The 22152-nt window shown below is 71.2% G+C and carries 20 protein-coding genes and 2 pseudogenes; 11 read left to right on the forward strand and 11 right to left on the reverse strand.

The genetic code is table 11. The features are described from left to right. The first annotated feature begins 221 nt into the window (after positions 1-221). From KPL59_RS07155 to KPL59_RS07170, 4 genes are all read left to right on the forward strand, one after another. Positions 222-1733, forward strand: a complete 1512-nt coding sequence (locus KPL59_RS07155; RefSeq protein ID WP_226358410.1) for an MmgE/PrpD family protein — start codon at positions 222-224, stop codon at positions 1731-1733. Beyond that, positions 1733-2641: a methylisocitrate lyase gene (gene prpB / locus KPL59_RS07160; RefSeq protein ID WP_226360304.1), complete on the forward strand. Its 909-nt coding sequence runs from the start codon at positions 1733-1735 to the stop codon at positions 2639-2641. The genes KPL59_RS07155 and prpB overlap by 1 nt, the downstream gene beginning before the upstream one ends. After that, positions 2638-3765, forward strand: a complete 1128-nt coding sequence (locus KPL59_RS07165; protein WP_226360305.1) for a bifunctional 2-methylcitrate synthase/citrate synthase — start codon at positions 2638-2640, stop codon at positions 3763-3765. The genes prpB and KPL59_RS07165 overlap by 4 nt, the downstream gene beginning before the upstream one ends. Before the next feature lie 97 nt (positions 3766-3862). Next, positions 3863-4669 carry an enoyl-CoA hydratase/isomerase family protein gene (locus tag KPL59_RS07170; protein WP_226358408.1) on the forward strand — a complete coding sequence of 269 codons (807 nt, stop codon included), beginning with the start codon at positions 3863-3865 and terminating at the stop codon, positions 4667-4669. A gap of 44 nt (positions 4670-4713) precedes the next feature. Here the strand turns inward: KPL59_RS07170 and KPL59_RS07175 are convergent, their stop codons facing one another. Beyond that, a complete protein-coding gene (locus KPL59_RS07175) occupies positions 4714-6162 on the reverse strand; it encodes a short-chain fatty acyl-CoA regulator family protein (RefSeq protein ID WP_226360306.1) in 1449 nt (482 codons plus the stop codon). Positions 6163-6370: 208 nt separating this feature from the next. Here KPL59_RS07175 and aceA point away from each other — a divergent pair, with 208 nt between their 5' ends. The 4 genes from aceA (at position 6371) to KPL59_RS07195 (ending at position 10588) form a co-directional block, all read left to right on the forward strand. Further along, a complete protein-coding gene (aceA, locus tag KPL59_RS07180; protein ID WP_226360307.1) occupies positions 6371-7675 on the forward strand; it encodes an isocitrate lyase in 1305 nt (434 codons plus the stop codon). A 79-nt stretch (positions 7676-7754) separates the two neighbouring features. Then, positions 7755-8636, forward strand: coding sequence for a 3-hydroxybutyryl-CoA dehydrogenase (locus KPL59_RS07185; protein WP_226358405.1), 882 nt, complete (start codon positions 7755-7757; stop codon positions 8634-8636). Beyond that, on the forward strand, positions 8636-9421 hold the full coding sequence (locus KPL59_RS07190) for an isocitrate lyase/phosphoenolpyruvate mutase family protein (protein WP_226358404.1): 786 nt from the start codon (positions 8636-8638) through the stop codon (positions 9419-9421). Before KPL59_RS07185 ends, KPL59_RS07190 begins: the two co-directional genes overlap by 1 nt. Positions 9422-9454: 33 nt before the next feature. After that, positions 9455-10588, forward strand: coding sequence for a bifunctional 2-methylcitrate synthase/citrate synthase (locus tag KPL59_RS07195; RefSeq protein WP_226360308.1), 1134 nt, complete (start codon positions 9455-9457; stop codon positions 10586-10588). A 90-nt stretch (positions 10589-10678) separates the two neighbouring features. Here KPL59_RS07195 and KPL59_RS37455 read toward each other — a convergent pair whose 3' ends face one another. The 8 genes and pseudogenes from KPL59_RS37455 to KPL59_RS07230 form a co-directional block, all read right to left on the reverse strand. Then, the gene (locus KPL59_RS37455) at positions 10679-10984 is read right to left on the reverse strand and encodes a helix-turn-helix transcriptional regulator (RefSeq protein ID WP_020621521.1); all 306 of its coding nucleotides are present in this window, start codon (positions 10982-10984) and stop codon (positions 10679-10681) included. Between the two features lie 11 nt (positions 10985-10995). Then, positions 10996-11403, reverse strand: coding sequence for a GTP-binding protein (locus KPL59_RS37460; protein ID WP_374111606.1), 408 nt, complete (start codon positions 11401-11403; stop codon positions 10996-10998). Further along, positions 11402-12379: pseudogene (locus KPL59_RS37465) on the reverse strand (GTP-binding protein); the annotation flags it as partial. The pseudogene KPL59_RS37465 and the gene KPL59_RS37460, both read right to left, overlap by 2 nt. Continuing rightward, positions 12324-12959: a nitrile hydratase subunit beta gene (gene nthB, locus KPL59_RS07210; RefSeq protein ID WP_020621519.1), complete on the reverse strand. Its 636-nt coding sequence runs from the start codon at positions 12957-12959 to the stop codon at positions 12324-12326. The gene nthB and the pseudogene KPL59_RS37465, both read right to left, overlap by 56 nt. Positions 12960-12977: 18 nt before the next feature. Then, entirely contained in the window at positions 12978-13616 is a 639-nt protein-coding gene (nthA, locus tag KPL59_RS07215; RefSeq protein WP_226360309.1) for a nitrile hydratase subunit alpha, read from the reverse strand. An 85-nt stretch (positions 13617-13701) separates the two neighbouring features. Further along, positions 13702-15273, reverse strand: coding sequence for an amidase (locus tag KPL59_RS07220; RefSeq protein WP_226360310.1), 1572 nt, complete (start codon positions 15271-15273; stop codon positions 13702-13704). Between the two features lie 108 nt (positions 15274-15381). After that, entirely contained in the window at positions 15382-15855 is a 474-nt protein-coding gene (locus KPL59_RS07225) for a MaoC family dehydratase (RefSeq protein WP_226360311.1), read from the reverse strand. Positions 15856-15895: 40 nt separating this feature from the next. After that, entirely contained in the window at positions 15896-17317 is a 1422-nt protein-coding gene (locus KPL59_RS07230; protein WP_226360312.1) for a DHA2 family efflux MFS transporter permease subunit, read from the reverse strand. 251 nt (positions 17318-17568) lie between these two features. On the opposite strand from KPL59_RS07230, the gene KPL59_RS07235 reads away from it, so the two are divergent. Further along, positions 17569-18189, forward strand: a complete 621-nt coding sequence (locus KPL59_RS07235; protein WP_226360313.1) for a TetR/AcrR family transcriptional regulator — start codon at positions 17569-17571, stop codon at positions 18187-18189. 84 nt (positions 18190-18273) lie between these two features. On the opposite strand, the gene KPL59_RS07240 is transcribed toward KPL59_RS07235, so the two are convergent. Beyond that, on the reverse strand, positions 18274-19317 hold the full coding sequence (locus tag KPL59_RS07240) for an ABC transporter ATP-binding protein (protein WP_226360314.1): 1044 nt from the start codon (positions 19315-19317) through the stop codon (positions 18274-18276). A gap of 312 nt (positions 19318-19629) precedes the next feature. Between KPL59_RS07240 and KPL59_RS07245 the strand changes: the two are divergent. Beyond that, positions 19630-20355, forward strand: a pseudogene (locus tag KPL59_RS07245) (MlaE family ABC transporter permease); the annotation flags it as partial. A gap of 9 nt (positions 20356-20364) precedes the next feature. On the opposite strand, the gene KPL59_RS07250 reads toward KPL59_RS07245, so the two are convergent. Then, positions 20365-21129, reverse strand: coding sequence for a transposase (locus KPL59_RS07250; protein ID WP_226360315.1), 765 nt, complete (start codon positions 21127-21129; stop codon positions 20365-20367). Between the two features lie 188 nt (positions 21130-21317). On the opposite strand from KPL59_RS07250, the gene KPL59_RS07255 reads away from it, so the two are divergent. Beyond that, on the forward strand, positions 21318-22148 hold the full coding sequence (locus tag KPL59_RS07255) for an ABC transporter permease (RefSeq protein ID WP_020621830.1): 831 nt from the start codon (positions 21318-21320) through the stop codon (positions 22146-22148). Positions 22149-22152 lie beyond the last annotated feature (4 nt).

A 22152-nucleotide genomic window follows, 5' to 3' on the forward strand; every position in this document is an offset into this window, starting at 1 on the left:
GGTCGGGACTCCGGCCCGACCCGCTCGGGCCAGCGGATCAGGGCGGTCTCGCGTGCTCGTCACCGTTGTGACGGCATGTGCATCGAACACGGGGAACCGCAGTTCTCCCCACCGGTGCCAGTGCGACGAATAGTCGAGGCAGGGATGCGTGGCCGGAGAGTCGGCCGCGGATTCCGTCGCCATGCCTCGACGTCGTGCCTGTTCATGATGGAGGAGAACGTATGACCGTCGAGCACAAGGTGCGCGTGTACCGCAGCGAGGAGAACCTCGCCCGCGCCGACCAGCTGGCCTGGAAGATCGCCGAGGTGGCCGCCGACCAGGTACCACCGCCGGCCGAGGTGGCCGACATGGTCGTGAACCGGGTGGTCGACAACGCGGGTGTGGCGACGGCGTCGGTGAACCGTCGTCCGGTCGTGGCCGCACGGGCGCAGGCGCTGCGCCACGCGGCCCCGCAGGACCGGGCCGGGGCGGTCGTGTTCGGCACCCGTGAGCGGGTGTCGCCGGAGTGGGCGGCGTGGGCCAACGGTGTCGCGGTGCGGGAGCTGGACTTCCACGACACGTTCCTGGCGGCGGACTACTCCCATCCCGGCGACAACATCCCGCCGCTGCTCGCGGTCGCCCAGCACACGGGTGCGGACGGCGCCGCGCTGACCCGGGCGATCGCGGTCGCCTACGAGGTCCAGGTCGCGCTGGTCACCGGGATCTGCCTGCACCAGCACAAGATCGACCACGTCGCGCACCTCGGTCCGTCGGTCGCCGCCGGGATCGGTGCCCTGCTGGACCTGCCGGCCGAGGTCACCTACCAGGCCGTGCAGCAGGCCCTGCACACGACGACCGCGACCCGGCAGTCGCGCAAGGGCGAGATCTCGTCGTGGAAGGCGTTCGCCCCCGCGTTCGCGGGGAAGGTCGCGATCGAGGCCGCCGACCGCGCGATGCTCGGCGAGGGCGCGCCGTCGCCGATCTACGAGGGTGAGGACGGTGTCATCGCCTGGCTGCTCGACGGCCCGGACGCCGCGTACACCGTTCCGCTGCCGGAGCGCGGGGAGGCACCCCGCGCGATCCTGCAGACCTACACCAAGGAGCACTCCGCGGAGTACCAGAGCCAGGCGCTGATCGACCTCGCGCGCCGGCTCGGCCCCCGGATCCGGGAGGCGGGCGGCGCGGAGCGGGTGCGCAGCATCGTCATCCACACCAGCCACCACACCCACTACGTGATCGGGTCCGGGTCCGGGGACCCGCAGAAGTACGACCCGACGGCGTCGCGGGAGACCCTGGACCACTCGATCCCCTACATCGTCGCCGTCGCGCTGCTCGACGGCGGCTTCCACCACGAGCGCTCCTACCCGCCGCACCGCGCGGCCGACGCGGAGCTCGTCCAGCTGTGGCACGCGATCTCCACCGTCGAGGACCCGGAGTGGACGCGCCGCTACCACTCCCACGACCCCGCGGAGAAGGCGTTCGGTGGTCGGGTCGAGGTCACCTTCACCGACGGCACGGCCCTGGTCGACGAGATCGCCGTCGCCGACGCGCACCCGTTCGGCGCCCGCCCGTTCGGTCGTGACGAGTACGTCGGCAAGTTCCGCGACCTGGCGCGCGACGTCGTCGACCGCGTCGAACAGGACCGGTTCCTCGACCACGCCCTGCGTCTGCCCGAGCTGAGCGCCGCCGAGCTGGGCGAGCTGACGATCGTCCCGGCGTCGCTCGCGACCGCACCGGGTCGCGGGGTGTTCTGATGCTCGGCGCGACCAGCACCCCCCACGCGCGCAGGGTGGCGTTCCGCGAGGCGCTGGCGAGCGGCCGGCTGCTGCAGTTCCCCGGCGCGTTCGACGCGCTGTCGGCGATGCTGATCGCCGAGCAGGGATTCGACGGCGTGTACGTCTCCGGTGCCGTCCTCTCCGCGGAGCTGGGGCTGCCCGACGTCGGGCTCACGACCTCCACCGAGGTCGCGGCCCGCGCCGCGACGATCGCCCGGCAGACCGACCTGCCCGTCCTGGTCGATGCCGACACCGGGTGGGGCGGTCCGGCGAACGTGGCCCGCACGGTCCAGACCTTCGAGGACGCCGGGCTGGCCGGGTGCCACCTGGAGGACCAGGTCGACCCGAAGCGCTGCGGGCACCTGGCAGGCAAGGCGCTGGTGCCGACCGAGGACATGTGCACCCGCGTGCGGGCGGCGGTGCGCGGGCGCCGCGACGACGCGTTCGTGCTGTGCGCCCGGACCGACGCCCGCGCCGTCGACGGGCTGGACGCCGCGATCGACCGCGCCCGCGCCTACGTGGCCGCCGGTGCCGACATGATCTTCGCGGAGGCGCTGACCGGGGAGGACGAGTACGCCGCGTTCCGCGACGCCCTCGACGTCCCGCTGCTGGCGAACATGACCGAGTTCGGGAAGAGCCCCCTGCTGACCGCGGACACCCTCGAGAAGCTCGGCGTCAACGTCGTCATCTACCCGGTGACCCTGCTCCGGCTCGCCATGGGTGCCGCGGAGGCCGGGCTCGCCGAGATCCGCCGCACCGGCACCCAGGCCGGAGTGGTCGACCGGATGCAGAACCGCGCCCGGCTCTACGAACTCCTGCACTACGACGAGTACGGCGCCTTCGACGCCGGGCTCGCCGGCTATCTCGACGAGGAGGACCCCTCATGACCGTGGCCGACGCACCCCCGCAGATCCACAAGGGGCTGGCCGGAGTGGTCGCCGACACCACGGCCATCTCCAAGGTCGACGCCGACACCAACTCCCTGCTGTACCGCGGCTACCCGGTGCAGGACCTGTGCGCGCACTCCGGCTTCCTCCAGGTCGCGCACCTGCTCTGGCACGGCGAGCTGCCCGCCGCCGACGCCCTGGCCCGGCTGGAGGCACAGGAACGCGCGCTCCGCCCGATCGACCGCAGCCTGCAGGCTCTGCTGCTCGGCACGCCCACCACCTGCCACCCGATGGACACCCTGCGCACCGCCGTGAGCTGGCTCGGCTCCGAGGACGCCCAGGAGGACGACCCGGCCGCCGACACGCAGAAGTCGCTGCGGCTGCTCGCCGCGCTGCCGACCGTCGTGGCGATCGACCAGCGCCGCCGACGGGGGCTCGACCCGATCGCGCCCGACCCGGACCTGGGCTACGCGGCGAACTTCTTCCACATGACCTTCGGCGCGGTGCCCGAGCCCGAGGTGGTGCGTGCGTTCGAGGTCTCGATGATCCTCTACGCCGAGCACAGCTTCAACGCCTCGACCTTCACCGCCCGGGTCGTGACCTCGACCCTGTCGGACCTCTACAGCGCCGTCGTCGCGGGGATCGGCGCGTTGAAGGGGCCGCTGCACGGCGGGGCCAACGAGGCCGTCATGCACATGCTCGCCGAGATCGACGGGCCCGACGCCGCCGATGCGTGGCTCGCCGACGCGCTCGCGCACAAGAAGAAGATCATGGGATTCGGGCACCGCGTCTACAAGCGCGGCGACTCCCGGGTCCCGACCCTGCAGGCCGCGCTCGAACGGATCGTGGAGCTGCGCGGGGCCCACGAGCTGCTGGCCACCCACACCGCGCTGGCCGAGGCGATGCACCGGGCGAAGGGGCTGCACCCCAACCTCGACTACCCGGCGGGCCCGCTCTACCACCTCATGGGCTTCGACATCCCGATGTTCACCCCGCTGTTCGTGATGGCGCGGATCACCGGTTGGACGGCCCACATCGCCGAGCAGCTCGCGGTGAACTCCCTCATCCGGCCGCTCGCGGCCTACGAGGGCTCGGCCCGCCGTGAGGTCCCGGCCGGACGCTGACCGTTCCGGCCTCGCCCACCGGCCGACCGCCGGTTCTCCCGCGGGCGGCCCGCCCGTCGATCACGGGCGGGCCGCCCGCCCACATCCGGAGGTATCCATGACCGCGACCGTGGTGGCGAGCTCCGGCAGGCCGTCCGGCACCGCCGGCGTCCGGCTGAGCCGCGACGGGCAGCACGTCGCCGTCCTCACGCTGGACGCCCCGCCCGCCAACGCGCTGTCCCGCCCCGTGCGTGCGGCACTGCGCCACGCCCTCGACGAGGTGGACCGTGACACCCGGTTCCGCGCCGCCGTCCTCACCGGCGTCGGACACTTCAGCGCCGGTGGCCATCTCGTCGAGGAGCAGCACGCCCGCGACGACGGCGACGCCGCGGCCTTCCTGACCGAGATCGTCGAGCTCACCGACCGGGTCGAGGAGCTCCGCGTCCCGGTGGTCGCCGCGGTCGCCGGAGGCGCCGTCGGCGCCGGGCTCGAACTCGCCCTGGCCTGCGACCTGCGGGTCGCCGCCGAGGACGGCTTCTTCGTGGCTGCCGGGGTCAACGTCGGCCTGATCATGAGCGCCTGGCGGCTGCCGCGGCTGCTCGGGCTCGGCCCGGCCAAGGACATGCTGCTCACCGGTGACCGGTGTGACGCGGCTACGGCCCTGCGGACCGGCCTGGCGAGCGCCGTCGTGCCGACCGACGCGGTGGTCGATGCCGCCCTGGAACGGGCGCACCGGATCGTGGGGCGGTCGCCGCTGTCGGTCGAGGCGACGAAGGCCGCCGCCAACCGGGCACATCAGCTCGACGCGGCCGGCGGTCGGGCCGTGCAGGCGGAACGGTTCGCCGACCTGGTCCGCACCCGCGACCACGTCGAGGCAGTGCGCAGCATCCTCGATCGGACCCGGCCGGCCTACGGCCGGCACTGACAGCTCGTGCTCCGGCTCCCGGTCGATGGGGCCCGCCGGGCCCCTCAGCCGCCCGGAGCGACCGGGTAGGGGACGAAGGTGCTGCGGTCCTCCAGGATCAGTGTCGTGTGGGCAAGGCGTGGGAACGCCCGCTGCGGGCACTGCGCCCGGCTGCACACCCGGCAGCCGGCGCCGATCGGTGTCGCGGCCGAAGGGGTGTCGAGGTTGAGCCCGTCGGAGTAGACCAACCGGTGTGCATGGCGGATCTCGCAGCCGAGTGCGATCGCGAACGTCTTGCCCGGTCGTCCCCATCGGCGCTGGGAGCCGGTGACCGTGCGCGCGACCCACAGGTAGCGGGCGTCGTCGGGCATGGCCGCGATCTGTACGTCGATCTCGCCGGGGGAGGCGAAGGCGCGGTAGACGTTCCACAGTGGACAGGTCCCGCCGCCGCGGGAGAAGTGGAACCCGGTCGCGGACTGGCGCTTGGACATGTTCCCGGCCCGGTCGACGCGGACGAAGGAGAACGGCACCCCCGGCTCGGACGGGCGCTGCAGTGTCGAGAGCCGGTGCGCGATCGTCTCGAACCCGAGTCCGAAGTGGTCGGACAGGCGCTCGATGTCGTAGCGGAACCGCTCGGCGGTGGCCCGGAACTCGCCGTAGGGCAGCGTCAGCGCCGCCGCGAAGTACCGGGCCAGGCCGATCCGGGTCAGGGCGTGGGTGTCGTCGTCCGCCGGGTCCTCGGCCGCCAAGCGCTCGATCACCGCGTCGTGTTCCAGCAGCGCGAGCTGGGTCGCCATCCGGAACGCCTGCTGGCCGGCGCGCAGTGCGGGGGACAGCCGCAGCACCCGTTCGACCCGATCGTAGCGGTGCATCTCGCCGGAGCCGGTCGTGTCGTCCTCCAGCCCGGCGATGCTGACGCCGTGCACCGTCCGCAGGCGCTCGGCGAGGGCGCGGCGCACCTCGCCCCGGCGCAGCCCGATCTCCGACGCCAGCGCCTCGGCCGCGTCGTCGAGCTCGGCCACGTGGTTGCGACGGCGGTAGAAGTAGTCGCGGACCTGCTCGTGCGGCGACGCCGACCGGATCCGGTCGGTGCCGTCGTTGCCGACCGGACGGCCGTCCCGGGTGTGGTCCGACGCGGCGGCCAGGTGCTCGTCCGCCCGGCGCCACCGCCGGTACAGCTCCAGCACCGCGTCCGCGGCCGCGGGCAGCTCGCCGGCGAGCCGCTCGATCTGTCCCGGCGGGACCGGTCCGGCCGCCGACGTGGTCTCGGCGAACACCTCGTGCAGCTCGGCGACCAGCCGCTCGGGTCGTCGGGCCGCGAAGAACGCCGCGTCGACACCGAACACCTCGGTGATCCGCAGCAGCACCGGCACGGTCAGGGGGCGGGAGCCGTGCTCGATCTGGTTCAGGTAGCTGGGCGAGATCTCCAGGGCCCTGGCCAGCTCCGCCTGGGTCATCGAGCGGGTCTCGCGCAGCGCGCGTAGCCGGGTGCCCGGGATGCCGGAGGTCGCCATGGCGGGACTGTAGCCGAGACCACCATTCGCAAGATTCGCAGAATCCGGCCGGAAGATGCGCAGGAGTTGGCAGGCGGCCACCGTCGCCTCACCTCTGTTGCAGCTCCGATGCTGGTCGCACCCCGTTCGAGAGATCGCCACGGCCCCCGGCCACCGCCGGGAGACCGTGAGCGCGGACACGGACGCGAACTTCGCAAAGGAGCAGGACATGACCGGGACGAACCGGCAGCAGCGGGTCGACGAGCTGAAGCAGGAATGGGCGACCGACCCGCGCTGGGCAGGGATCCCCCGCGGTCACAGCGCGGAGGAGGTCGTGGCGCTGTCGGGCAGCGTGCGCGAGGAGCACACGCTGGCCCGCCTCGGCGCCGAGCGGCTGTGGTCGCTGCTGCACGAGCGCGACTACGTGCACGCCCTCGGGGCGCTGACCGGCAACCAGGCCGTGCAGAGCGTGCGCGCCGGGCTGGAGGCCATCTACCTGTCCGGCTGGCAGGTCGCCGCGGACGCCAACCTCGCGGGCCAGACCTACCCCGACCAGAGCCTCTATCCGGCCAACTCGGTGCCGGCGGTGGTCCGCCGCATCAACAACGCGCTGCTGCGTGCCGACGAGATCAGCACCCTGGAGGGCCGCTCGGCCGCCGAGGGCGGCGACGACCCGCACTGGCTGGTCCCGATCGTCGCCGACGCCGAGGTCGGCTTCGGCGGCCCGCTCAACGCGTTCGAGCTGATGAAGGCCATGATCGCCGCGGGCGCGGCCGGTGTGCACTGGGAGGACCAGCTCGCCTCGGAGAAGAAGTGCGGCCACCTCGGCGGCAAGGTGCTGGTCCCGACCTCCCAGCACGTCCGCACCCTCAACGCGGCGCGGCTCGCGGCCGACATCTCCGGCGTCCCGTCGGTGATCGTCGCCCGGACCGACGCCCAGGCCGCGAACCTGATCACCTCCGACGTCGACGAGCGGGACCGCCCGTATCTCACCGGTGAGCGCACCGCGGAGGGCTTCCACCGGGTCACCGGCGGCATCGAGCCCTGCATCACCCGCGGTCTCGCCTACGCGCCGTACTCCGACCTGCTGTGGATGGAGACCTCGGTGCCGGACCTGGAGCTGGCCCGCAAGTACGCCGAGGCGATCAAGGGCGAGTTCCCCGACCAGATGCTGGCCTACAACTGCTCGCCGTCGTTCAACTGGCGCAAGCACCTCGACGACGACACGATCGCCCGCTTCCAGCGCGAGCTCGGTGCGATGGGCTACGCCTTCCAGTTCATCACCCTCGCCGGCTTCCACGCGCTCAACCACTCCATGTTCGACCTGGCCAAGGGCTACGCGGCGAACGGCATGACCGCCTACGTCGCCCTGCAGGAGCGCGAGTTCGCCGCCGAGGCCGACGGCTACACCGCCATCAAGCACCAGCGCGAGGTCGGCACCGGCTGGTTCGACGCCGTCTCCACCGCGGTCAACCCGGAGTCGTCCACCACTGCGCTCGCCGGGTCGACCGAGGCCGAGCAGTTCCACGGCTGAGCGAGTTCCCGCGGTGGGTGGCCGGGTGCGTCCGCGCATCCGGCCACCCGTGCCGCACCCCGTCGTAGGAGGAGAACAGGTGAGCGGGATCGAGCGGGTCGGCGTCGTCGGCGCCGGACAGATGGGCGCGGGCATCGCCGAGGTGTGTGCGCGGGCGGGGAACGACGTCCACGTCGTCGAACAGCACCACGCAGCGCTGGACCGGGGCCGGGAACGCATCCTGGCCTCGATGGACCGGGCGGTGGACCGCGGGCGGCTCTCCGTGCCCGACCGGGACGCGGCAGCGAGCCGGCTGACGTTCTCGACCGACCTCGGCGACCTCGCCGACCGCCAGCTCGTCGTCGAGGCGGTCGTCGAGAACGAGATCGTCAAGTCCGACCTGGTCGCGGGCCTGGACAAGGTGCTCGCCGACCCGGGCGCGGTCATCGCCTCCAACACCAGCTCGATCCCGATCATGAAGCTGGCGCACGGCACCGGGCGGCCGGGACAGGTCGTGGGGCTGCACTTCTTCAACCCCGTGCCGGTGCTGCCCCTGGTCGAGGTCGTCGGTTCGCTCACGACCTCGGCGCAGACCCTCGCCCGGGTCGAGGAATGGGTGACCGGGGCGCTGGGCAAGCAGACGATCCGAGCCGCCGACCGGGCCGGGTTCGTCGTCAACGCGCTGCTGGTGCCCTACCTGCTCGGCGCCGTCCGCATGGTGGAGACCGGTCGGGCCACACCGGCCGACGTCGACGCCGGGATGAGGCTCGGGTGCGCCCACCCGATGGGGCCGCTGGAGCTCGCCGACCTGATCGGGCTCGACACCGTCGCCGCGATCGCCGAGACGATGTACGCCGAGGAGCACGAACCGCTCTACGCACCGCCGCCGCTGCTGCGGCGGATGGTCCAGGCGGGCCTGCTGGGACGCAAGACCGGCCGCGGTTTCCACTCCTACCCGGCCACGACGGCAGGGGCGCGCTGATGCTGCAGACCGACGTCCCACCCACCCGCCGACGCGTCGTGCTCCGGGCCGCGCTCGACCGGCCCCGTGCGGGCCGCCGCCCGCTGCGCTTCCACACCGTCACCACCGCCGCGTCCGCGCGCCAGATCGCGGCCATGGGGCTCGACGGCGTGCACGTGGCGGCGGCCGACACGGGCGGGCAGGACGCCGCGGAGCTGGTTGCACGGATCGTCCGGGCCACCCCGCTGCCGGTCCTGGTCGACCTCGGCCCGACCCGCGACGCCGACACGGTGGCGCACATCGCGGCGGCGGGCGCGTCCGGCGTGCTCCTCGACGACACCTCGCCCGACGACGGGGCGGCCGGGGACGTCGAGACCCGTGTCCGCACCGCTGTCCGCGCCCGTCACGACCCCGCCCTGCTGATCGGGGTCCGCACGACCACCGACCGGGCCCGCGGCCTGGTCGACACCATCGACCGGGCCCGCGCCCGTCTCGCCGCGGGCGCGGATCTCGTCGTCGTCGAGGCGCCTGCGTCGCGGGCCACCTACCCGGTCCTGCGCGAGGCCCTCACCGCGCCGCTGTTCGTGACCGCCACCCCGGTCACCGGCGGCGACCCGACCTCCGTCCTGCTGCCCACCGTCACGCAGCTCGCCGCCTTCGGCATGGACGCCGTGATCCACCCCGTCACCGGGCCGCGGTCCCCGGCAGCCACCGACCGTGGCAGCCGGATCCCGCGCGACACAGGAACACCACGAGGTCTCGCCGACGCGCTCCTGGCCGGAGCACGTCGCGACGCCGTCCGGTAGCGGGCCACCGGCCCGCCGCAGAAGGAGACACCCATGACCGACGACCAACGCGACACCCCCGTCCGACGTGGCCTGGTGGGAGTCGTCGCCGACACGACGTCGATCTCCGACGTCGACCCCTGTCACAACGTCCTGCTCTACCGGGGCTACCCGGCGCCGGCGCTCGCCGAGCGGCACGGCTTCCTCGACGTCGCGCACCTGCTCTGGACCGGGGAGCTCCCGGACCCGGCCGAGCTCGCGGCGCTGGAGCGGCGCGAGCGGTCCCTGCGCCGGCTGGACCCCGCGTGCGAGGCGATGCTGCTGTCCCTGCCGACCGACTGCCATCCGATGGACGTGCTCCGCACCGCGGTGAGCTGGATCGGCGCCCACGACCCGGCGACCACCGACCACTCGGCCGAGGCCAGCGCGGAGAAGGCGGTGCAGCTGCTCGCGGTGCTGCCCACGATCGTGGCGCTCGACCAGCGGCGCCGCCGCGGGCAGCGTCCGATCGCGCCGCGGGAGGACCTCGGGCACGCCGAGAACGTGTTCCACATGACCTTCGGTGAGATCCCCGAACCCGAGGTGGTGCGGGCCTTCGAGGTCGCGATGATCCTCTACGCCGAGCACAGCTTCAGTGCGTCCACGTTCGCCGCGCGCACCGTCACCTCGACCCGCTCGGACCTCTACAGCGCCGTCGTCGCCGCCCTCGGGGCGCTGAAGGGCGAGCTGCACGGCGGTGCGAACGAGGCCGTGATGAACCAGTTCGACGAGATCGGCGACCCCGACCTGGTCGACGAGTGGCTGGAGGCCCGGTTCGCCGCCGGCAAGAAGGTCATGGGGTTCGGTCACCGGGTCTACAAGCGTGGCGACTCCCGGGTCCCCGCCCTGCACTCCCGGATGCGACAGGTCGCCGACCTGCGAGGCGGCCGTGCACTGATGGCGCACTACGAGGTGCTCGCCGGCGCGATGCTGCGGGAGAAGGGGTTGCGGCCCAACCTCGACTACGCCGCGGGCCCGCTGTTCCACCTCATGGGTTTCGACACCCCGATGTTCACCGCGCTCTTCGCGATGTCGCGGATCAGCGGCTGGACCGCGCACGTGATCGAACAGGCTTCCCACGACGTCCTGATCCGCCCCGTCGCGCGTTACGACGGAAAGGCGCGCCGGGAGGTGAGTGCCGTTCGATGACATCCTGAATCCGCGTCGGAGAACCGGACGGGTCCGATGCCCCGTCTGGTTCTCGGCATGTCCGGAACCGGTGGACCTCCCTGCCCGCGGTCATCGACCATCGGGTGTCCGGAAGATCGTCTGCAACGTCGTCAGCACGTGTCTCGCCGGCCCGTTCTGGTCGACGGAGTAGAAGCGGTGCCGGCCGGACCGCCGCTCGTGGACGAGTCCTGCCGTGCGCAGGATGCGCAGGTGGGTGGAGACCGTGTTGCGCGCGACGGTGGTGGTGCGCAGCGCGATCTCGCCGGCGGTGCACTCCTCGCCGTCGGCGATCAGGATCAGGATGCTGCGCCGGGTGGGGTCGGCGAGTGCCTCGAATGCGGACCCCACGAGCCCGTCCTCCCTGACCACGGTCATCTCCGCCTCCGTCAGAGTCCGGCGGGGAGCCGGCCACCTGCCGCGGCGGAGGCGACGTCGATCTGTCCGGTGCCGAGCGGGTCGGGGAGCGCGTCCCAGCCGTCGGGCCCGAGCCCGATCTCGGCGTCGGTGAGCAGGCACGCGTCCAGGTCGGCGAACAGGCGGTCGCGGTCGATTCCCTGCCCGATGAACACCAGCTCCTGCCTGCAGTCGCCGACGGCGTCGTCCCAGTTGTCGGTGATCGCGTCGCGTCGGTAGTCCTGCGGCCAGATCTCCTGCGGGAGGAAGCGCCACCAGTGCCCGATGTAGCCGTGCCGGATGAGGTGTCCGGCCTGGGAGATGCTGCCCGATCTCGGTGATCCTGGCGGCGTTCCAGAAGTAGCCCTTCGCCCGCAGGAGCCGGCCGTTGGTCCAGTCACGGGTGAGGAAGTGGTGCAGGCGCTCCGGGTGGAACGGTGCCCGCGCCCGGTACAGGCACGAGGCGACGCCGTACTCCTCGGTCTCCGGGATGTGCTCGCCGTTGATCTCCTGGAGCCAGCCGGATGCCGTGGCGGCGCGTGCGAGGGAGAACAGGCCGGTGTCCAGGATGCGGTCGAGCGGTGCCCGTCCCTCGGACACGGGGAGGATCTCGGCGACGGCGTTGAGCCGGCGCAGGATCTCCGTGAGCTCGGCGACCTGGGTGTCGTGCATCAGGTCGGTCTTGCTGATGAGGATGACATCGGCGAACTCGACCTGGTCGACCAGCAGGTCGGAGAGGTCACGGCGGTCGTCGGGAGCATCGGCGTCCACCGGGCGCCCTGCCCGGAAGTCCCGGAGGAAGTTCACGCCGTCGACGACGGTGACCATGGTGTCGAGCCGCGCGATGTCGTCGAGCGCCCCACCTGCGGGGTCGACGAAGGTGAAGGTCTCGGCCACCGGGAGGGGCTCGGAGATGCCGGAGGACTCGATGAGCAGGTAGTCGAACCGGTCCTCGCGGGCGAGGCGGGTGATCTCGCCGAGCAGGTCGTCGCGCAGGGTGCAGCAGATGCAGCCGTTGGTCATCTCGACCAGGCGTTCCTCGGAGCGGCTGAGCTCGACCTCGCGGGCGATCTCCGAGCCGTCGATGTTGATCTCGCTCATGTCGTTGACGATGACCGCGACCCGGCGGCCGTCGCGGTTGTTCAGCACGTGGTTGAGCAGCGTGGTCTTGCCTGCTCCGAGGAAGCCCGACAGGACGGTGACGGGGAGGCGGGTGTCGGTCATCGTCGTTCCTCTCGTCGACGGCGGAGGCGACCGTGGTGGGAGGTCGGGCGGACCGGGCGGGCCCGTCGGAACGGGCCCGCCCGGACGGTGCGGTGGGTCAGGCGGCGCGCTCGAGGTAGCCCTCGAACAGGTCGACGACGACGGCACCGGCATCGGTGTCGTCGCCGAACAGCTCGGCGGCGTCGAACTCGACGTGGTAGCTCGGCTCCGAGCCGCCGTCGCTGCGGCCGTGGCCCGCGGCGTCGGGGAAGGGCCAGGTCATCCCGGTGCGATGCTGCACCGTGCCGACCTTGCCCCGGCAGAACGCGGGGTAGCGGACGTGCCCGGCGAAGTGGTCGTCGGTGACCCGGACCTTGTCGCCGACCTCGAACGTCTCGCGGTTCTCCCTCGCGGGACGCCCGGGGGAGGTGGCGGGGAGGGCCAGCGGGAAGGGCCCGCCGGCCGCGGCCTCCAGCTCGTCGTGGGTGAGCACGCCCTTCTCGACCATGAGCGTCGCGGCGCCGATGATGTAGCGCTCGTAGTACGGGGTGCTCAGGTAGTGCACCGGCTCGAGCCGTTCGACCGCGTGGCGCACCTCGTCGAGGGTGAAGTTGCCGTTGGTCACGCCGAGGAACAGCAGGCTGTAGCCCAGGTGCTCCCAGTCGTACTTGAAGGTGTCACCGATCGGGCCGTTGGCGGTGTGCGGGACCGGGCCGAAGCCCTGCCGGCCCGCGAGGTCGTGGACGCCGTCCATGGGGTGTGCTCCGTTCGCTCAGGTGTTGGGGTGCTCGACGACGACGTCGGCCGAGGGCAGGGCGACGCCGATGAGACAGTCCTTGGTGACGATGGACGCGAGTCGTTCGGCGTCCCAGCCCTCGGTCCCCGCCGGGCGCATGGGGAGAACCATGTAGCGGGTCTCGGCGGTGGTGTCGTAGACCTTGATCTCGATGTCCTCGGGGATCGTGGTCCCCAGCTCCGCCAGGACCTTGCGGGGCTCACGCACCACACGGGCGCGGTACTCGAAGCCCTTGTACCAGGTGGGCGGCAGACCCAGGATCGGCCAGGCGGTGCAGGAGCACAGCGAACAGACGATGACGTTCTTGACCGTCGGGGTGTCGGCGAGCGCTCGGATGTACTCGCCCTGGGCGCCGAGGTAGCCGTACTGGGCGACGGCCGCGGTCCCGTCGGAGAGCAGCAGCTCGCGGAACTCCGGGTCGGTCCAGGCCCGTGCGACGAGCTCGGCCCCGCGCCGCGGGCTGTACTCCTCCTCGAAGGTCGTCTTCCATCCTTCGTTGAAGCCGGTGGGGATGAGCCCCTTGGCGTCCAGGGCGTTCTTCAGTGCCCAGGCGCGGTCCTCGACGGGGGCCTGCTCGGGCAGGCCGGTGCGGTTCTGGTGGGCGGCGAGCGTCACGTGTGCTCCTTCGGGATGGTGGTGGTGCGTTCGGTTCGTGTGTGGCAGGTGCTGCGAGACCTGCGCGCGAGTGGCGGGGGCGGCGTCACCCCCGGACGCCGGAGACGAGCGGCGACGCTGCTCCGACCGAGCCGGCGAGGGCCGGTGGGGCGGGGAAGCCGCCGACGGCCTGCTCGAAGGTGTGCGCGACCCGAAGGACGGTCGCGTCGTCGAAACGCCGGCCGACGATCATCAGACCGACCGGGAGCCCGTCGACCAGCCCGGCCGGCACCGAGACGGCGGGGTGACCGGACACGTCGAACGGGGCACAGTTGCCGACCATCCCCAACGCGGTCGGCAGGTAGGTGTCCAACCCGGCATCGAGCCCGATCAGCTCCGGCGCGGTGTAGGGCAGGGTCGGCATGACCAGCACGTCACAACCACTCAACGCCTGGTCGTAGGCCGCACGCAGCTCGAACGCGAGGTTGCGGGCCATGCCGTAGTAGACGCCGCCGCCGTGGCCGAAGGTGTAGCCGCCCGAGAGCCCGACCAGCTTGACCGTCTTGGACAACTCCGCCCCCCGGGCGAGGCGCTGACGGTGGTAGTGCGCGATCAGCTCCGGATCGTAGAGACCCGGATAGTTCATGCCGTAGGCGTTACCGTCGACCATCTGGTAGGCCGCACCCTCGGTCGCGATGACGTTCCACACCGCCATCCCGTCCAGATGCCACGGGATCGACACCTCCTCCGCCACCAACCCGGCCCCGGCCAGAGCGCCGACCGCGGCACGCACGGCCTCGTCGACGGCCGGGTCGCTCTCCGGGCGACCGAAACCCTCGACCACGATCCCGACCCGCAGGCCGGCGGCCGACTGCTCCAGTGCGGCGAGGTAGTCGACCGGGTCCAGGACAGTGGGCTGACGGGCATCGAACCCGTCGACACCCGCCAGGACCGTCAGCATCAGCGCGGCGTCGGACACCGTGCGGGTGATCGGCCCGAGGTGATCGATCGTGGCCTCGATCGGGAACGCCCCGGTGTAGGGGACCAGCCCGTGAGTGGGCTTGTGCCCCACCGTCCCGCAGAACGCACTCGGGATCCGGATCGAACCACCCTGATCCCCACCCACGGCCAGATCCACCGCACCCGAGGCCACCAGTGCCGCGCTCCCACTCGACGAACCACCGGCATTACGGCCGGTGTCCCACGGATTGCGCACCGGCCACGGCCGCGAGGTGAAACTCGCACCCGAGAAACACAGGTCCTCACACACCGACTTCCCGGTGATCGTCGCCCCCGCCGCCAGCAGCCGGGTCGCCACCGTCGCATCCCGCGACGGGACGAAACCCTCGACCGTCGCCGACCCATTGGTCATCGGCACCCCGGCCAGGGAGATGTTGTCCTTCAGCGCCACGGTGCGCCCGGCCAGCGGTCCCTCGGCGGCACCCGGCACCGAAGTCGTCACGTACCAGCCGCCGAGAGGGTTGTCCGCAGGCTCGGACCAGGCCCGCTCCGGCGTCTGCGGTGCCGAGGCCCGGTAGAGCTCCTCGACCCGGTCGGAGGCGGCCAGCGTCGCCGTGACCGCCGGGCCGAACTCCGCCAGCTCGGCGTCCGACAGGCCGAACGCGTAATGCTCGTTCAACGCTGCCAACCGGGCGGCGTCGGGAGGTGGTAGCGCCACGGGCACTCCTTCGATCCAGGTATCAAGGAGGCTGGCCCGTACACACTCTCATGTCAACAGATTCTGACGCGTTGACATGATCGTAACGACGCCGAGTACGAGCCGGCGTCAGTCGTGGCGGGGCCGTTGCCAGGCCAGCAACCGTGCGGTGGTGGTCTGCCGCACCGCGTCGTGCTGGTTGAGCGTCCGCTGCTCGACGACGACCCACGCCTGGTCCGGCCGCGACCGGGACCGGCGGATCTCCCGGAGCACGATCTCCACCCGCAGGACGTCCCCGGCCCGGGCCGCGCTGGGCCAGGCCACGTCGGCGCCCCCGCCGACGATGCCCGTCGCGATGGGCGGACCGCTGGTGACCACGAGCCGCATGGTGACCGCCGCGGTGTGCCAGCCGCTGGCCACGAGACCGTCGAAGAACGTTCCCGCGGCCGCGTCGGCGTCGGTGTGGAAGGGCTGCGGGTCGAAGTCGCGGGCGAAGGCGACGATCTCCTCGGCGGTCAGCTCGTGGGTGCCGGTGGTGAAGGTGGCGCCCTCGACGAGGTCGTCGAGCCAGAGGCCGTCGCGGGTCGGGTTCGGTGTGGTCATGGTGAGCCTCCGCTCGGTCGTCGGACGGGGATGTTCGGGGTCAGGTCGCCGGTGTCGACGCCGGGCGGTCGGCCGCTGTGTCCCGCCGCCGCTCGACGACCGTGAGGGCCGTGGCGAAGACCGCCGCGACCAGGGCGGAGGCCACCAGCAGGACCCACCCGCCTCGGAGTGCACCCAGCTCCTCGGGCAGCCCGGTCGTGTGGGTCCCGACGACCGACACCAGCAGTGCGACCCCGAGCACGGAGCCGCCCTGGCGGGCGGTGTTGATGAGGGACGAGCCGGAGCCCCACTGGTGGGCGGGCAGCGCCGATCCCACGAGCGCGGACAAGGTGGGCAGGATGAGCCCGACGCCGAGCCCGGTGAACACCTGACCGGGCAGGACCCCGGCCCAGTAGCCCTGCTCGGTCCCCAGCCGGAGTAGCCACCAGGTCGGACCCGCGGCGAACGCGACGGTCCCCGCGAGCGTCACCGGGCCGGACCCGAACCGCACGGCGAGCCGGCCACTGAAGCGGGAGACCACGACGACCACGAGCGGGCCGGGTGCCAGTCCGAAGCCGGCGAGCGCCGCGGACCAGCCCCAGGTGCCGGTCAGGAAGAGGACGTTGACGACCAGCATCCCGGCGAACGCCGTGGTGAACGCGGTCATCGTCAGCGCGGCGGTCGCCACGACCGGGACCCGGAGCACGTCGAGTTCGAGGGCCGGGACCGGGTGCCGCCGCGAGCGCAGGACCACCCAGGTGAGGCCGGCGACGGCCAGGACGACCCCGGACAGGACCGGCACCGACACCCACCCGTCGTCCGGGGCGCGGACCAGCGCGTAGGCCAGCGCGCCGACGCCGACGACGAGTCCGGTCGCGCCGAGCAGGTCCGGGACCCCCACTCGTGCGGTACCGGGCTCGACCAGTACCCGCAGTCCCACGAGCAGCGCGACGACGCCGACGGGGACGTTGACCAGGAACACCCAGTGCCAGGAGAGCTCGACCAGCAGGCCGCCCACCGGCGGTCCCAGCGCGGCGGCCACGGCACCGATCGAGGCCCAGGCGCCGACCGCGTGCGACCGCCGTTCCGGCGGGTAGGCGGCGAGCAGCAGTGACAGCGAGGTCGGCATGACCATTGCCGCACCGACGGCCTGGACGGCCCGCGCGGCGACCAGCGCCCACACCGTCGGGGCGACCGCGCACAGCGCCGAGGCCACGGTGAACACCGCCAGTCCCACCAGGAACAGCCTGCGGTGGCCGAACCGGTCGGCCAGGCGCCCGGCGAGCGCCAGGAAGGCGGCGAAGACGACGGTGTAGCCGTTCAGCACCCACGACAGCTGCCCCAGGTCCGATCCGGGGAAGTCCGCCCGGATCGCCGGGAACGCGATGTTGACGATGAACAGGTCGAGGCTCGACAGGAACGCCGCCGCCGAGGTGACCAGCAGCACCGTGGTGGGAGCGGGGCTCGCCGAGGTTGCGGGCATGGGCCGTCCTTCCGGACCGGGGGGCAGGGGAACCGGATGCCGGCGAGCCGGCCTCCACGGGCGACGAGCCGTCCGGTCACGTCGTGCGCCCGGTGCGGTGTCATCCGGCCGGACCGATCGGTCCGAGACAACGCGATGCCGACGTCGTTCGTCAAGTGCTGGATCCGAACGAGCTGCTCACAACCTCTGGGCAGTAGTCAGGCATTCGGACTGACCGGTCTGTAGGATGGGGTGGATCGGAAGGAGTGCTCGTGGTCGGCACAGCGAAGCCGGACGTCAGGGAACGGATCCTGGACGCGGCGGGGCGCCTGTTCTACGCCCGTGGCGTGCGTGCCGTCGGCATGCAGGAGATCATCGACGAGGCGGGCACCGGCAAGAGCGGGCTCTACGGTCACTTCGCCACCAAGGACGACCTCGTCGAGGCCTACCTGGATCGTTGGTCGACGGCGTTGGCCGCGTCAGCCGACCGCGCCCTGCGGGAGGCCGGCGAGGACCCCGGGGATCGCATCGTCGCGGCGGTGACACACGTCGGCCAACGGGTCCTGCGGGAGGGTGGACGGGGGTGTCCCCTCCGCAACTATCTGGTGGAGTTCCCCGGCTCGGGCGACGAGATCGGAGCCGGCAGCGGGCCGAGCGCCCTCGCCCGGCGCCGGTTGCGCGAGTCCCGCGCGGAGGTGGACCGGGCGGCGCGGGAGCTCGCCGGTCCGGTGGGTGGCCCGGTCCTGGCCGAGCAGGTTCGGCTCGTCGTCGACGGTCTCTTCGCGCGCGCCGCGCGCCGGTCGCCCGGTGACGACGCGCCACCGGTGGACGCCGTGCTCGCCGCGGTGGAGATGGTCCGCACCATGGTCGCGCACCATCGGAACCGCAGCTGACGGTGTGACGCCCTTGCCGGTGGCGCGGCCCGCGGATCGTTCATCTCCCCGGCGACCGTCCGGCCCAGGAGTCCTCGTCGGTGCTCATCGCACCCGCGGCATCTCGGCGGTCTGCTCGGCGTCGCGCCAGCCGTGACGGCCTCCCGGTAGCTGCGCGGTGGCGGCCGGCGCCGCCGTCGCGGCGTGGATCGCCTCCTGGGCGGCCGGGCCGAGGGTGTGCATCATGTCCGCGACCCGTCGGCGGCGACGGGCGCCGGCCTTGCGCTCCGGTACGCCGGGTGAGGTGGTCAGCTGCGGCTTCAGCGGAGGGAGCCCCTGGAGCTCGCCGGCCTCCTCCAGCTCGCGGGCGGCCTGGGCCGCGTCCTTCTCCTCGGACATGCCGATCGGTCCCTGACGACGGCCGTTCAGGAACTGCGCGACCACCGGCTCCTCGGAGGTCAGCAGCTGCTCGCGCGGCCCGAACATCGCCAGGTGCTTGCGGTACAGCAGGCCGATGTTGTCCGGCACGGTCTGCGCGGTGTTGATGTCGTGCGTGACGATCAGGAAGGTCGAGTCGGTCTGCGCGTTGAGGTCGATGATCAGCTGGTTCAGGTAGGCGGTCCGGACCGGGTCGAGACCGGAGTCCGGCTCGTCGAACAGGATGATCTCCGGGTCGAGGACGAGCGCACGGGCGAGCCCGGCGCGCTTGCGCATGCCCCCGGAGATCTCGCCGGGCAGCTTGCCCTCGTCGCCGCGGAGACCGACCAGCTCCATCTTGTCGAGGACGATGTCGCGGATCTGCGCCTCGGACTTCCTGGTGTGCTCGCGCAGCGGGAAGGCGATGTTGTCGAACAGGTTCATCGACCCGAACAACGCGCCGTCCTGGAACAGGACGCCGAAGAGCTTGCGGATGTCGTAGAGCCGGTTCTCCGAGCAGCGGACGAGGTCCGTGTCGTGGATGACGATCGAACCGCGTTCCGGCTTGAGCAGGCCGATCAGCGACTTGAGGAACACCGACTTGCCGGTTCCGGACGGCCCCAGCAGTACCGAGACCTCACCCGCCGGCAGCGTGAGTGTCACGTCGGACCAGATGTTCGCCCGGCCGAACGACTTCGTCAGACCCTCGACCTTGACCTCGACGCCCTTCACGGCGCACCTCCTCGTGTCGCCCCCGCGGGTGCGGCGGTTCCGATACTGGGACAACGACACAGATTCTGTTGAGTGTCTCACCAGAAGTGTCTCGTTCGGGTGATGAAACCGCCCCAAGCTACTCCGTTCAGGTGATCTCTGAGACAGAGAACGAAACTTGTATCAGTGACGCTCGTTTCACTCGCTGACCCGGTTCCGTGCTCCCCGCACTGCTGTGGACCGGTCGCTTCCCACCACCGTCGTCTCAGAGCAGAGGCCCCCGATGCAGCCCGACGTCGTGACCTGCGCCGCCTCCCCGTCAGGGGAGGCGTGATGCCCACACCGCCACTCGTCGCCCGCAGCGTGGCGCCGCTCGGCACGTTCTTCGCCTTCACAGCCGACACGTTCGTCGCCATGTTCAAGCGGCCGTTCCAATGGCGGGAGTTCGTCCAGCAGACCTGGCTCGTCGCCAGCGTGTCCCTCGGCCCGGCGATCCTGCTGGGCATCCCGTTCGTCGCCCTGGTGACGTTCCAGTTCAACCTCGTGCTGGTCGAGATCGGCGCGATCGACCTGAGCGGCTCGGGCTCGGCCTTCGCCACGGTCACGCAGATCGGGCCGGTCGCGACGACCTTCATCATCGCCGGCGCCAGCTCGACCGCGATCTGCGCCGACATCGGTGCCCGCCGGATCCGCGAGGAGCTGGACGCGATGGAGGTGCTCGGCATCGACGTCGTCCAGCGACTGGTGGTGCCCCGGGTGCTGGCGACCGCGGTCAACGCCTTCCTGCTGAACGGGGTCATGATCCTCATCGGCCTGGCCGGCGGCTACTTCTTCGCGGTCTACCTGCAGGACGCGAGCCCCGGCCAGTACATCGACTCGCTGACCCTGCTGGTCGGATTCGACGACCTGGTGCACGGCGAGCTCCGCGCGGTCGTGTTCGGCGTCGTCGGCGCGCTCATCGGCTGCTACCGGGGGATGACCTGCAAGGCGGGTCCGCGCGGAGTGGGCAACGCCGTGAACGAGACCGTCGTATACACGTTCCTCGCCTTGAGGCTTATTCAGGCTCCGTCAGGTAAGTGTGTAGAAGATGAGTCCGATGACTGCCGAGATTGTCGTTTTAAATGTGGCGTAGGGCCGCCGGTAGTCTGTGTGGAGAACTTTCCACGTTTTGATATGGGCGATGACTCGTTCGATGGCGGCGCGTGTGTGGTTGAGGCTCTTGTTGAATGTTTTTTGCCAGTCGAGAAGTTCCCGGCCGGGTGGTTTTTTGAACGGGGTGAGCATGCCGCGCCCGATGTATCCTTTATCGCCGATCGGGGGGTATGTGGCGAGGTGGTCGAGGGCGCCGGATTGGTCGAGGCAATATAGGTCGTGTCGGGAGCCTGGGGTCGGGTCGGAGATCCACGACAGCTGCCCTTCCAGGGTGGCTGCGACCTGGACGACGACGCCGGTGGTGCGATGCTTGCCCGACCACAGACCCGGCACCGCGGCCCATGACCAGCAGGGCAGCAAGGTTCCATCGATGATGTACTGCCGATCGGCACGAAGCTCCTCTGCCGTCGGAACGACACTCCGCAGCGCCTGTGCCAGCAACGGTGTCACCCCCGTGATCGCTCGACTAACCGTCGACTGCGACACCCCATAGGTTTCCGCCAACTCCCACTGCACACGATTCCCGCGCAGATACGCCAACGTGATCACCACCGACCAGAACAACCCCAGAACCGGCGGCCAAGACAAACGTGCCTCCGTCGCGTCCCGCTGATCCTGCTCATACACTATAGCGACAAGATCCTGAATTTCATCACGCCGGAAACCAGTGGTATAGTACATACTGCGGCAGCCCGTTCATCTCGGATTGATTCGGCAAACCAATATTCGCGATGGACGGGCTGTCGCCCAACCCGACACGCCGGGCTAGATCGTTATTTCACGGGGCCTGAATAAGCCTCCTTGTTCCCGATCAACATCCTGCTGACGCAGATCCCCTACTCGCTCGGACTGGTGTGAGGACGTTGGCCATGCTCTCCTCCGTACGCAACGCCCTCGGGGCCCCGCTGCGGCTGCTCGACGACCTGGGACGGCAGGCCGAGTTCTACGGCAAGGGCGTCATCTGGATCCCCAAGGCGGTGAAGAGCTACAAGACCGAGCAGGTACGGCTCATCGCCGAGGTGGGGATGAGCACCGGTGCCCTCGCGGTCATCGGTGGCTCCTCGGTGATCACCTTCTTCATCACCCTGTTCGCCGGGGTCACCGGCGGCCTGCAGAGCTACGACGCGCTCGCGAACCTCCAGCTCGAGGCCCTCGGCGGCTTTGCATCGGCGATCATCAACCCCCGCCTCCTGGTGCCGATCATCGCGGGGGCCGCGCTGGCGGCCACGGTCGGCAGCGGCTTCACCGCCCAGCTCGGTGCCATGCGCGTCTCCGAGGAGATCGACGCGCTGGAGGTGATGGGCGTGCGGTCGCTGCCCTACCTGGTCACCACCCGGCTGGTCGCCGGCATGATCACGATCATCCCGATCTTCGCGATGGCGATGGTCGGCGCCTGGGTGGGCTGGAAGACGACACAGGTCGGCTTCTTCGGGCTCTCCGAGGGGACCTTCGACCACTACATGCAGACGTTCATGCAGTGGCAGGACGTCCTCTACTCCTTCGCCCAGGCGATCGGGATCGCCGTCGTCGTGATCTCGATCCACACCTACTACGGCTACACGGCCTCGGGCGGCCCGGCCGGTGTCGGCCTGGCCGTCGGCAAGGCGGTCCGGACGTCGTTGATCGCGGTCCTGGCGGCCGAGCTGGCGATCTCCATGGCGCTCTACGCCGACTCCGACGCCTTCCGCATCACGGGATGACCAG

Source organism: Pseudonocardia sp. ICBG1142 (genome assembly GCF_020496255.1).
Classification (GTDB): Bacteria; Actinomycetota; Actinomycetes; order Mycobacteriales; family Pseudonocardiaceae; genus Pseudonocardia.